General features: G+C 73.8%; 10 protein-coding genes. 4 read left to right on the forward strand and 6 right to left on the reverse strand.

The genetic code is table 11. From position 1 onward, the window contains the following. The 6 genes from CA984_RS37100 to CA984_RS37125 form a co-directional block, all read right to left on the reverse strand. The coding region (locus CA984_RS37100) for an ArnT family glycosyltransferase (RefSeq protein WP_133061888.1) at positions 1-1,081 on the reverse strand (1,081 nt) is incomplete at its 3' end. Further along, the gene (locus tag CA984_RS37105; protein ID WP_086578070.1) at positions 1,078-2,286 is read right to left on the reverse strand and encodes a bifunctional glycosyltransferase family 2/GtrA family protein; all 1,209 of its coding nucleotides are present in this window, start codon (positions 2,284-2,286) and stop codon (positions 1,078-1,080) included. The genes CA984_RS37100 and CA984_RS37105, both read right to left, overlap by 4 nt. 157 nt (positions 2,287-2,443) lie before the next feature. Then, complete coding sequence (locus CA984_RS37110) at positions 2,444-3,838, reverse strand: sensor histidine kinase (RefSeq protein ID WP_086578071.1); 1,395 nt, start codon at positions 3,836-3,838, stop codon at positions 2,444-2,446. Then, on the reverse strand, positions 3,835-4,545 hold the full coding sequence (locus CA984_RS37115; protein ID WP_086578072.1) for a response regulator transcription factor: 711 nt from the start codon (positions 4,543-4,545) through the stop codon (positions 3,835-3,837). The genes CA984_RS37110 and CA984_RS37115 overlap by 4 nt, the downstream gene beginning before the upstream one ends. A gap of 73 nt (positions 4,546-4,618) precedes the next feature. After that, on the reverse strand, positions 4,619-6,109 hold the full coding sequence (locus CA984_RS37120; RefSeq protein WP_242676387.1) for a phytoene desaturase family protein: 1,491 nt from the start codon (positions 6,107-6,109) through the stop codon (positions 4,619-4,621). Between the two features lie 177 nt (positions 6,110-6,286). Beyond that, positions 6,287-7,228 carry a LysR family transcriptional regulator gene (locus CA984_RS37125; protein ID WP_086578074.1) on the reverse strand — a complete coding sequence of 314 codons (942 nt, stop codon included), beginning with the start codon at positions 7,226-7,228 and terminating at the stop codon, positions 6,287-6,289. A 70-nt stretch (positions 7,229-7,298) separates the two neighbouring features. Here CA984_RS37125 and CA984_RS37130 point away from each other — a divergent pair, with 70 nt between their 5' ends. From CA984_RS37130 to CA984_RS37145, 4 genes are all read left to right on the forward strand, one after another. After that, complete coding sequence (locus tag CA984_RS37130) at positions 7,299-8,549, forward strand: YeiH family protein (protein WP_086578075.1); 1,251 nt, start codon at positions 7,299-7,301, stop codon at positions 8,547-8,549. Positions 8,550-8,667: 118 nt separating this feature from the next. Further along, on the forward strand, positions 8,668-9,606 hold the full coding sequence (locus tag CA984_RS37135; RefSeq protein WP_086578076.1) for a pseudouridine-5'-phosphate glycosidase: 939 nt from the start codon (positions 8,668-8,670) through the stop codon (positions 9,604-9,606). A gap of 7 nt (positions 9,607-9,613) precedes the next feature. Then, positions 9,614-10,564, forward strand: coding sequence for a carbohydrate kinase family protein (locus CA984_RS37140; RefSeq protein ID WP_086578077.1), 951 nt, complete (start codon positions 9,614-9,616; stop codon positions 10,562-10,564). 64 nt (positions 10,565-10,628) lie between these two features. Then, complete coding sequence (locus CA984_RS37145) at positions 10,629-12,347, forward strand: hypothetical protein (RefSeq protein ID WP_086578078.1); 1,719 nt, start codon at positions 10,629-10,631, stop codon at positions 12,345-12,347. Positions 12,348-12,421 lie beyond the last annotated feature (74 nt).

Here is a 12,421-nt window from a genome sequence, read left to right on the forward strand (position 1 = left end):
GCCCGCCACCGCCGGCGCCGAAGATCCGGCCGAGGCCGTTGTAGCCGATGACCAGGTCCCAGACGGAGTTGTCGGTGCTGCCGCCGATGTAGGGACGGTCGGAGGCGGGCCACAGGTCCACGATCGCCATCCACCACGCGCTGGAGACCACCAGCGCGACGCCCGCCGCGAGCAGGCGGCCCAGGCGGCGGAGCACCGTGCCGGGGGCCGTGGCCAGGTAGAGCGGGGTGAAGGCCGGGAGCACCAGGTAGGCCTGGAGCATCTTGGTGTTGAAGGCCAGGCCGACGAGGACGGCCGACAGGACGAGCGTGCGCATCTGGCCGGTGCGGATCGCCTCCTGGCAGAACCAGGCGGCCAGGACCAGGAGCAGGACGAGGACGGTGTCGGGGTTGTTGTCCCGGTTGATCGCGACCGTGATCGGGGTCAGCGTCATCACCAGGGCCGCGAGCAGCCCCGCGGCATGGCCCGGCGTGCCGGGCAGCGCCCGCCGTACGGCCGAGTGGACCACGGCGACGGCGGCGACGCCCGCGAGGGCCTGGGGCAGGAGCATGCTCCATGTCCCGAACCCGAAGACCCTCGCCGGCAGCCCCATCACCCACAGCGCGAACGGGGGCTTGTCCACGGTGATGAACGACCCGGCGTCCAGGGCGCCGAAGAAGAAGGCCTTCCAGCTCTGGGTGCCCGACAGGATCGCGGCGGAGTAGTAGTCGTTGGCGTAGCCGTTGCGCCCGAGGGCCCACAGGTGGAGGACCGCGGCCAGCGCGAGCACCCCCCACAGGCCGGGCCGCGCCCAGCGCGGGTCGCCGGGCGTGCCGAGGACCGCCCGCCGTACGGCGGCGCCGGTCCCCGCCGTACGGCTCCTCGCCGCGCCGGCGCCGTCGTCGGAGGAGACCCCGTGGCGGGGGGGCGCGGCACGGCCGTCCGGGGGCATCGGGCCGGCGGCGGGCCCAGGTCCCTGGCCGGAGACGGCCGCGCCGGCGGGCGCAGGCCCCTGATCGGAGACGGCCGCGCCGGCGGGCGCAGGCCCCTGATCGGAGACGGCGGGGGAGGGAACGGACGGGCCGGGGACGCGGGAGGTCATCGGGCGCCCTCCTTCGCGCGGCGGGGGTTGAAGACCCAGACGCGGAGCAGGAGGAAGCGGACCAGCGTGGCGAGGGCGTTGGCGGCGACGACCGCGGCGAGCTCGACGGCGGTGGAGGCCCCGGGGACGAGGTGGCCGAGCAGGGCCAGGCCGCCGGTGCTGAGCACGAGGCCGATGAGGAAGGCCAGGCCGCCTTCGAGCTGGTGACGCAGGGCTCCGGCGCGGCCGGTGACGCCGAAGGTGAAGCGGCGGTTGGCGGCGGTGTTGGCCACGGCGGTGACGAGCAGGGCCAGGCCGTTGGCGACCACGGCGGGCACCACCAGCCGCAGGGTGACGAACAGGGCCAGGTGCGCCAGGGTGCTGATCACGCCGATGACGGCGAAACTGGGGAGCTGCCGGGCCATGCCGTTGGGCAGCCGGGCCTTCTGGACCCGTGGCGGCACCGGGATCCGGGCCGCGCCCGACAGGGTCCTCCGCGCCACCCTGGCCATCCCCCGCAGATCGTCCGCGGCCGTCCTGACGATGTCCACCCGACTGTCGGGGTCGTCCACCCAGTCGACCGGCACCTCGTGGATGCGCAGGCCGTGCCGCTCGGCGAGGAGCAGCAGCTCGGTGTCGAAGAACCACTCCTCGTCCTCGACCGCGGGCAGCAGCGCCTGGACGATCTCGGTGCGGGCGGCCTTGAACCCGCACTGGGCGTCGGAGAAGCCGGCACCCATCGCCGAGCGGAGCAGCAGGTTGTAGGACCGCGAGATGAGCTCCCGCTTCGGCCCGCGGACCACGTTGGCGCCCCTGGACAGCCGCGTGCCGATGGCCAGGTCGCTGTGGCCCGACAGCAGCGGGGCCACCAGCGGCAGGAAGGCGTCCAGGTCGGTGGACAGGTCCACGTCCATGTAGCTGACCACGTCGGCGTCGCTCTCGGACCAGACGCGGCGCAGCGCCCGTCCCCGCCCCTTGGCGTCCAGGTGGACGGCGCGCACGTGGGACAGCTCACGGCCGAGGTCGGTGGCGATCCGCCAGGTGGCGTCGGTGCTGGCGTTGTCGGCGATCGTGATGCGGAAGCCGTAGGGGAAGGTGCCGGCGAGGTAGGCGTGGAGGCGGCGGACGCTCTCGGCGAGCACCCGCTGCTCGTTGTACACGGGGACCACGATCTCGACCAGCCGGGTACGTGGCGGTGCCGTCAACTGCTTCACGCTTCCCCCCATGAGTGACGACTCGGATGTCTCATGCCCTCAGGCTCGCCGGGGGATCTTGAGTGAACCTGAGGCGATCATTAACGGCCGGTGAGAAACCCGAAGAGCCTCCAGGATGGCCGGACGCTCATGGGAATGACTAGATACAAGAGGATTTCGGGCGATCTTCTCAGCTGCGATGGGGAGAGCCCGGCAGGCGCACCCTGGCCAGGGTCCCGCCGCCCGCGGCGTTCTCCAGGGCGACCTCTCCCCCGGCGTCCTGTACGGCCTGCGCCACGATGGCCAGTCCCAGCCCGGAGCCGGGCATGCTCCGGGCGGAGGAGGACCGCCAGAAGCGGTCGAACACGTACGGCAGCTCGTCCTGCGGGATGCCCGGCCCCCGGTCCCGGACGGTCAGCTCACCGGCGCGCAGCCGTACGGCCACCGGGCCCGCGGAGAACTTCACCGCGTTGTCCAGGAGGTTCACCACCGCCCGTTCCAGGGCGGCCTGGTCCCCGTGGACGTACCAGGGCCCGAGGCCGACCTCCATCGGGGTCTCGGGGGCGCGGAGCCGGGCCCGGCGCACGGCCGACTCGACCACGTCGTGGAAGGCCACCTCGACGTACGGCTCGTGCTCGTCCTCCGAGCGGGAGAGCTGGAGCAGGTCCCCGACCAGCGTGGACATCTCCTCGAACTGAGCTTTGAGGTTGCCCAGCAGCCTGCGCTTGGGGTCCGGGGCGAGCGGGCGGCCGGTGTTCTCGCTGCGCAGCAGCAGGTCGATGTTGGTGCGCAGGCTGGTGAGCGGGGTGCGCAGCTCGTGCCCCGCGTCGGCGATCAGCCGCCGCTGGCGCTCCCGGGACCCGGCCAGCGCGCTGGTCATCGCGTTGAAGGAGGCGCCGAGCCTGGCGATCTCGTCGGTGCCCTCGACCGGGATCCTGGTGGCCAGGTCCTCGGTCCTGGCGACGTGCTCCACCGCCTCGGTCAGGCGGCCGACCGGGCGCAGCGCCGTACGGGAGATGAGCAGGCCCGCCAGGGCCGCGCCCAGGACCCCGAGCGCGGCGACCCCCGACAGGATCCCGGCCAGCCAGGTCAGCGTCGACTCGGTCTGGGTCAGCGACCGTGACTCCATCATCGCGACGCCGGGCGCGACGTTCGCGGTCCGCACCCGCACCGGTTCGCCCTCGTCGGTGACGCCGTTGCGCAGCCCTGCGTCACCGGGCCCGGCCGCCGCCACCGCCCTGTCCGCCCTGGTCACCACGACCGCCGTCGGGCCGAGCACGCACTGCCGGCCGTCCAGGTAGACCACCTGCACCAGGGGCAGGAAGGGACGCAGCCCGTCGCCGCCGGCCGGGGACGTCCGCCCTGCCGCGCACAGCTCCAGGACCCGGGACAGGTCCCGCTCCTTCGGGGGCCCATCCCCGGGCGGCCCTCCTCTCGGGTGGCCCTGGAGCGTCCGGTCCACCTGGTCGTAGAGCTCGTCGCGGACGATCAGCCAGCACGTCCCGGCGCAGGCCGCGATGGCGAGGGCCACCGCCACCGTGATCAGGGCCGTGAGCCGGGAACGCAGGGAGCGGCGGCCCCTCAATGGGAGCTCCGCAGCACGTAGCCGACGCCCCGGACGGTGTGGATCAGCCGGGGCCGCCCGGCGGCCTCGGTCTTGCGGCGCAGATACATGACGTAGACGTCGAGCGAGTTGGAGGACGGCTCGAAGTCGAAGCCCCACACCTCGCTGAGGATCTGCTCACGGGTGAGCACCTGGCGGGGGTGGACCATCAACAGCTCCAGCAGCAGGTATTCGGTCCTGGTCAGCCCCAGCGGTTCGCCCGCGCGGGTGACCTCGCGGCTGGCGGTGTCCATCCGCAGGTCGCCGTAGCGGAGCACGCCGTCCTCGTCGGCCGCGACGGGCGCGGTCAGGGCGCCGCGCCGCAGCAGCGCCCTGACCCGGGCCAGCAGTTCGTCCAGCTCGAACGGTTTGACCAGGTAGTCGTCGGCCCCCGCGTCCAGCCCCGACACCCGGTCGCCCACGGCGTCGCGGGCGGTGAGCATGAGCACCGGCACGTGGTTGCCGGCGGCCCGGAGCCTGCGGCAGGCGGTCAGCCCGTCGAGGCGGGGCATCATCACATCGAGCAGGACCAGCTCATACGGCTCGCGCTCCAGGGCCTCCAGCGCGCCCAGCCCGTCCGAGGCCAGGCCCACCCGGTACCCCTCGTACTCCAGGCTGCTCTGCAGCGCCTCCCTGAGCGCGGGCTCGTCGTCCACGACCAGCACCCGCGCCGCCTCACCGTCACCCATGCCCCAACGCTAGAGCCTCACCATGAGAGCCCCATGAACGCCCTCGGCCATGTCCGTGCCCGGCCCGCGGCGGTCAGGACAGCAGTGCCATCGCGGCGTTGTGGCCGGGGATGCCGCTGACGCCGCCGCCGCGCCGGGCGCCCGCGCCGCAGAGCAGGATGCGCTCGAAGGCGGTCTCCACGCCCCACTTCCCCGGCTCGCCGAACGGCCAGGACAGGTCGCGGTGGAAGATGTGGCCGCCCGGCAGGCCCGCCTCGTTCTCCAGGTCGACCGGCGTCTTGGCCTCCAGGCAGGGACGTCCGTCGGGGGCGCGCAGCAGGCAGTCCTCGATCGGCTCGGCGAGCACCCGGTCGATCGAGGCCAGCGTGGCCCTCAGCGCGGCCTCGCGCGCCCCGGCCGGGTCCTCGCGGAACAGCCGGGCGGGCATGTGGAGGCCGAAGAGGGTCATCGTCTGGGCTCCGGCGGCGCGCAGGCCGGGACCGAGGATGGACGGGTCGGTGAGGGAGTGGCAGTAGACCTCGGCAGGGGGCAGCTCCGGGATCCGCCCGGCCGCCGCCTCCGCGTAGGCGCGGGCGAGCTGGTCGCGGCCCTCGTTGATGTGGAACGTGCCGCTGAAAGCCGCCACCGGGTCCACGTCGGGGTCCCTGAGCCGGGGCAGTCTGGACAGCACCATGTTCACCTTGAGCTGGGCGCCCTCGGGTGCCGGCTCGCCGGCTCCCAGCAGGCGGCCGAGCACGGCGGGCGGCACGTTGGCCAGGATCCGCTCGCCCCGGACCGTGTGCTCCCCGTCCGCGTCGCGGAAGGTGACCTCGCCCGACGGGTCGACGGCGACGACCTCGGCTCCGGTCAGGATCTCGGCTCCGGCCGCGCGCGCGGCTCCGGCCAGGGCTCCGGAGACCGCGCCCATGCCGCCGACCGGGACGTTCCAGTCGCCGGTCCCGTCCCCGATCACGTGGTAGAGCAGGCAGCGGTTGGCCAGCAGGCCCTGGTCGCAGGGGTCGGCGAAGGTGCCGATCAGGGCGTCGGTGAGCACCACGCCGCGCACGGTGTCGTCGGCGAACCGCTCGTCCACGACCTCGCCGATCGGCCGTTCGAACAGCTCCCGCCACGCCTGCACGCCGACGAGGTCCCGCATCGCCGCACGGTCCATGAGCGGCTCCAGCAGGGTGGGCGCGACCCGCTCGGCGACGTCGGCGGTCATCGCGTAGAAGCGCCGCCACGCCTCCAGCTCGGCGGTGCCTCCGGTGACCCGGGCGAAGGAGGCGGCGGTGCGGCCGGCGTCGCCGTTGTCCACCAGCAGGCCGGTGTCCCCGGCGGGGGTGTAGGAGGCGTAGCGGCGGCGGCGCAGCTCGACCTTGATCCCGAGGTCGGCCACGACCTTGGCGGGCAGCAGGCTGACCAGGTAGGAGTAGCGCGAGAGCCGGGCGTCGACGCCGGGGAAGGCCTGTGCCGACACGGCGAGGCCGCCGACGTGCCCGAGGCGTTCCAGGACGAGGACCTTGCGGCCCGCGCGGGCGAGGTAGGCGGCGGCGACCAGGCCGTTGTGGCCGCCTCCGATGATCACTGCGTCATGGCGGGAACGGGACACGGGGACATCCAGGGGTCAGGTGCGGGCGTGACGGGGCGAGAAGGGATCCGCCCAGGTCAGAGGCCGGTCTGCCAGTGCGGATCTGGACGGGGCACACACGAGACGTCAATCGACACCATGCGCCGCACCATATAGCGAACTCGACAAATCGGTCTATGGTGCGGATCGGCCCGCGGCCGGAGCGGCCCGGGGCCCCCGCTCGCTCGCCGCCGTGGACAGGGTGATTCTCAGGAGGGTCGCGGCGGGGCCGGTGGGCGTGCGGCCCCGCCGCCAGATCGCGCGCAGGCGGCGTTCGAGGTCGATCCCCCGGGTGGTGACCTCGGCCAGGCGGCCGGTGGCCAGCTCGGCCTCGACGGCGTAGCCGCTGAGCACGGCGGGGGCGGCGCCCTCGCCCGCGGCGCCCTTGACCGCGGCGTTGGACCCCAGCTCCAGCCGGGGGGCCGCGGCGGCATGGCCGTTCAGCGCCAGGTCCAGGGTCTCGCGGGTGCCGGAGCCGCGCTCGCGGACGACCAGCGGGGTGGCGGCGAGCTCGGCGGCCAGCAGCACCGTACGGCGGCGCGCCCAGGGGTGGCCGGGGGCGACCACCACGACGAGCCGGTCGGTGGCCACCACCCGGGAGACGAGCCCCGGCGGGACCGAGGGCCCCTCCACGAAACCGAGCTCGATCCCGCCTCCGACCAGCCTGGCCACCTCGGCGGAGTTCTGCACGTCCAGTCCGACCTGGACCTGAGGCTCCCGGTTCTGCAGTTCGCCCAGCCAGCGGGGCAGCAGGTATTCGGCCACCGTCATGCTGGCCGCGATGTGCAGGTGGGCCGCCCTGCCGTGCCGCACCGCCTCCGCCCCGCGCATCAGCTCCTCGGCCGCCGCCAGCACCTGCGCGGCCCAGGCCGAGACCATCACGCCCTGCGGGGTGAGGGTGGAGCCGCGCGGGGTGCGCTCCAGCAGGGGCAGCCCGAGACGGCGTTCCAGCAGCGCGATCCGCTTGCTCGCCGACGGCTGGGCGATGCCCGCCGCCCGGGCCGCCTGGCCGAGACTGCCCAGGCGGTCCACGTCGACGAGCAACCGCAGGGACCCGAGGTCGGGCAGCTCGCTCATAGCCCTAGGCTATGACCTTCCAGGGAGATGACGGCTACTGGCCGCGCCGACCTGCGGCAACACTCGAATCATGGCTTTCCTCCCGTTCACCGGCCCCTCCGGACACCTCACGGACAGGCATGCCCCGACCGCTCCCCGGCCCGGCCCGGTACGGCGGGCGGCGGCGGAGCTCGGCGCCCTCGCGCCCGGCCTGGGCGTGGTGGCCGTCGCGGTGGCCCTGTCGACGTCGCTGAGCCGGGCCGTCCCCGGGACGAGCGCGGCCGTCATCGCGGTGGCCTGCGGGGTCGCGCTCACCAACCTCGGCGGATTCCACCGGTCGCTCCGCCCGGGACTGCGGTTCGCGGGCCGGCGGCTGCTCCGCCTGGCGATCGTGCTGCTCGGACTGCAGATCGCCCTGCCGGAGGTGCTGGCCCTCGGCTGGCGGGCGCTCATGGTGATCGCCGCCGCCACCGGTGGCACGTTTCTCGCCACGCGGTGGATCGGCGGGCGGATCGGGGTGAACCCGCGCAGGTCGCTGCTCATCGCGACCGGGGTCTCCGTGTGCGGGGCCGCGGCCGTGGCCGCCATGCACGAGGTGGCGGACAGCGACGACGATGACGTGGCGAGCGCGGTCAGCGTGGTCGTCCTGTACGGCAGCGCCACGATCGTCGCGCTGCCGCTGCTCGCGCGGCTTTTCGGCCTGACGCCGCACCAGTTCGGCGTGTGGGCCGGCGCGTCGGTCCACGAGGTCGCCCAGGTGGCGGCCATCGGGGCGGCCGCCGGGGCGGGGGTGCTGGCGAGCGCGGTGGTGGTCAAGCTGGCCCGGGTCGTCCTGCTGGCCCCGATCGTGGCACTGACCTCCGTCACGCTGCGGCGCGGCGCGGCGACCCGGCCGTCCGGGGCTCCCGGGACCGCGGTCACGGAAGGCGGCGTCGCGGCCAGGCCGGGCCCATCAGGAGACGTGGACACGCCGGAAGGCGCGGACACGCCGGGGGACGCGGACACGCCGGGAGACGCGGCGAGGGCCGGGACGGGCACGCCCGCGGGTGCCGGGACGGGCTCCACGGCCGCGGGTGCCGGCCGGCGCCCGCCGGTGATGCCCCTGTTCGTGGCGGGGTTCCTCACGATGGTGATCGCGCGGAGCACGGGCCTGATCCCCGCCGAGGTGACCCGGCCGCTACCCGAGGTGACAGGAGTGTTGCTCGCAGCCGCACTCTTCGGGCTGGGGACAGGCGTCAACCTCAGGGAGCTGGTGCGCGGCGGCCGGTCCCTGCTGCTGGGCGGGGTGGCCACGGCGGTCATCGGCGTGATCTCACTGCTGGGTGTGGTCATCATCGGCTGATCTTCGAGTGGACGTCTCCTGACAACCCCCGTAACGTGCACCTTTGAACCAGGGAAACCCATTTACATCGCTCCAAAAGGGTGACCATCCGGTCCGGACGAGGAGACAGAACCCGCTCATGCGTACCACCCAGCAGCCCATCGACAACGTGCTCCGGCCCTCCGACGAGGTGGCCGAGGCACTGGCGCAGGGCGCCCCGGTCGTGGCACTCGAGTCCACGATCATCTCGCACGGCCTGCCCCAGCCCCGCAACCTCGAGGTCGCGCTGGAGCTGGAGGAGATCGTCCGTGAGGCGGGGGCGGTGCCGGCGACGATCGCGGTGCTGGACGGCGTCGCGCACATCGGCCTGGACCAGCGTGAGCTCAAGCGGATCGCCACCGAGTCCGGCCTGCGCAAGCTGGGTTTCCGCGACCTCCCCGCCGCCGTCGCGCTGAAGGCCAGCGGAGCGACCACGGTCTCGGCGACCTCGTTCCTGGCCGCCCGGGCGGGTATCCGGATCTTCGCCACCGGCGGTCTCGGCGGCGTGCACCGCGGGTGGGCCGAGAGCCAGGACGAGTCCGCCGATCTCGACATGCTGAGCCGTACCCGCATCACCGTGGTCTGCGCGGGCGTGAAGTCCATTCTGGACGTCCCGGGGACCCTGCAGCGGCTGGAGACCCGCGAGGTCAGCGTCGTGGGCTTCCGCACCGACGAGTTCCCCGGCTTCTACCTGCACACCTCCGGCGAGCCGATCGACTGGCGGATCGAGACCCCGGCCGAGGCCGCCGACATCATGCGGGCCCAGGACGCGCTCGGCGGCCCGGAGACCGCGCTGATCGTGGCCAACCCGGTGCCGGTGGCCGAGCAGCTCGACCCTGCCCTGCACGACCGGGTCCTCGCCGAGGCCCTGGCCGCCGCCGACCGGGAGAGGGTCACCGGCCAGGCCATCACCCCGTTCCTCCTGGAGTACCTGGTGAGGGGCACCGACGGCGCCTCGCTTGAGGCGAATCTGGCCGCCGTACGAGGAAACGTCCGGATAGCCGGGCAGATCGCGGCGTCGTGGAGCCGGGGAAACTGAGGAAGTCGTGACCCGAACGGGCCTGCTGGTCATCGGCGACGTCGTCACCGACGTCGTCGCACTCCACGGAGGGCCGGCCCTGACCGGGCTGGCCCTCGGCACGGACACCGCCGCCGACATCGTGCTGCGCCCGGGCGGCTCGGGGGCCAACACGGCCTCCTGGGCCGCGCGTCTGGGCGCCGACGTCCGGATCCTGACCCGGGTCGGCTTCGACACCGGCGAGTGGCACGCCGCCGAGCTGCGGCGCGTCGGGGTCCGGCCGCACCTGCGGATGGATCCCGACCGCCCGACCGCGGTGGTGATCGCCATGGTCGACACGAGCGGGGAGCGTTCCATGCTCACCAACCGGGGCGCGGGCGGGCACATCGGCGTCGACGACTGGGACGCGGCCCTGCTCGACGGGGTCCGTCACCTGCATCTGTCCGGATACACGCTGTTCGCCGAGCCTGGACTGCAGCTCTCCCGGCTGGCCATGGCCGAGGCCACCCTGCGCGGCGTCACGATCAGCGTCGATCCGGCCTCGACCGGCCCCCTGCGCGCCTTCGGCCCCGAACGGTTCGTCCAGGAGACCCTGGCCGCCCAGCTGATCATACCGAACCTGGACGAGGCTCTGCTGCTCTCCGGTGAGAGCTCCGCCGAGCGGGCCGCCGAACGGCTGAGCCTCCGGTACGGCGCGGCGGCGGTGAAACTCGGTTCCCAGGGCGCTCTGATGGCGAAGGACGGAAAGTTGACCGCTCGGGTTCCCGGAATCGCCACGGAGGTGGTTGACTCGACCGGAGCGGGGGACGCGTTCGCCGCCGGCCTGTTGACCGCCCTGCTGAGGGGGGCCGACGACGAGGCCGCGCTGGACGCGGGACGCCGGGCCGGAGCCGAGGCTGTGACAGCCATAGGCGGCCGGCCCCGCATCCTCGCGTCCGAATTGGGTACGGACCAGCTTTACCCTCTTAACACCAATTGATAGCTTGCGGCGTAGGCTGCACCATTAGCCACATGCGTCACTTTGGGGAGGTTGCGGTCCGCCGATGGATGCCGAGTCATCGATCTGCCTGAGTGATCTGGTTCCGGCCCTGCGCTGGAGCCGGCCACAGCAGATCGCCGAAGCCCTGGCCGATCCCCGCCTGCCTGCGGGCTGGTGGTCCTCGGTCACCCTGCCCAAGGCCCTCGGCGTCGCCGGGCTCGACTGGGTCTGCGACCGGCTGGCCCGGCTCTCGGTGTCCCGCTGGGACCACCTGCCGCTGAGCGACGTGCTGCCCGCGCTGCACGTGCACACCGTCGATCCCACCCTGCCCGGCTGGTCCGAGCCCGCGCGCTCGGCCCTCACCGGGCTGGGCGGCTGGTCCCGGCTGCGCCGCCTGACCACCGGAGACCTCGGCGGCCCCTCGGCAGCCGCCGCTCCCGAGGTCGTGGTGACCGCGATGTTCCACGAGGTTCTCAGCCGGATCCCGATGATCACCGAGCAGCCCGCGGAGGCGCCGGCGGAGCAGGCGCCGCAGCAGCAGGTCCCGGTGGTGCCGCAGCAGGCTCCGGCCGTACCGCAGCAGGTCCCCGCCGCACCACAGCAGGCTCCGGCCGTACCGCAGCAGGTCCCCGCCGCACCACAGCAGGCTCCGGCCGCACCGCAGCAGGTCCCCGCCGCACAGCAGGCTCCGGCCGCCGAGCCGGCAGCCGAGCGCCAGGTCAATCTCAACGACTACCCGCTGGTCCGCCTGGTGGACAACATGTTCCGCGACTGGGGCCCGCTGGAGCGCGCGGTCGCCGTGGAGCGGTTGTTCGCCGTCGACCCGATCAGCCTGCGGGCGCTGGCGCACAAGCTGAACGCCGACCGCGACGCGCTGTCCATGGCCCAGCGCGCCGCCGAGGAACGCATCCTGCTCTGGTTGCGCTCCTCCGAGTCCGCACCGCTCACCGGCCACATGTTCGGGCTCACCGAGTGGCTGGGCGCCGCCGCCACGCAGGACCAGCTCATCGGCGCCGACCCCGCGCACCCCGTCGAGGTCCCCACGCTCCGCACCCCGCTCTGGCGGGTGCTGGTCACGCTCATGCCCGACAGGCGGCTCCAGGACGGCTGGCTCGTCGTCGGCGACCTGGGGGGCCTGCGCGACCGCACCCGGCAACTACTGGCGGGCAAACCCGTCGACGCCGACATGGTCGCGGTCATGGAGCACCAGCTCGGCATCCGCACCCACTCCGCGCAGGCCTGGCTGGACGCGCTCGCCACCAGCGCCACGCGGGACGAGACCGTCCAGGACGCCTCCCCCGAGGGCGGCAAGCAGCTCCCCCGCCGCACGCCGGGAGCCAACGGCCACCACCACCGCGGCGGCCAGCCGATCCCGCAGGTGAACGCCAACTCCATCGATCCCCGCACCGCGCTGGCCGCGCTGTCGGCCCTGTCCGGCGGCAACACCCGGCCCCACCTCATCACCAGCCAGCGCGCCCCGATGCACCCGCCGACCACCCCGGCCACCGATCCGAGCCGCTGGCAGCGGATCGAGGTGACCAGCGAGCACCTACGGGGCGGCCCGGTGGCGGTCCCCGAGGGATACGCCACCCAGCTCGGCATGCGTCCCGGCACGCTGCTGTCGGTGACCGGCCCCGGCGACAACGCGGTGGTGCTGGTCTGGCGTGACCATCCGGTCTTCGACTCCCTCCAGCCGGTGCTGATGCGCCTGAACGCCCGGCCGGGCGACCAGGTCTACGTCACCGTGGACGGCTATCGCCTGGACGCCCAGCTACCCAGCTGACGGGTGGGGCGGCTCACGGAGCCGCCCGGCCGGCCGTGATCCCCCGTCGGCCATGGTCGGGGCCGGCCCCGACC

The organism is Streptosporangium minutum (genome assembly GCF_002149035.1).
GTDB classification, from domain to species: Bacteria; Actinomycetota; Actinomycetes; order Streptosporangiales; family Streptosporangiaceae; genus Streptosporangium; species Streptosporangium minutum.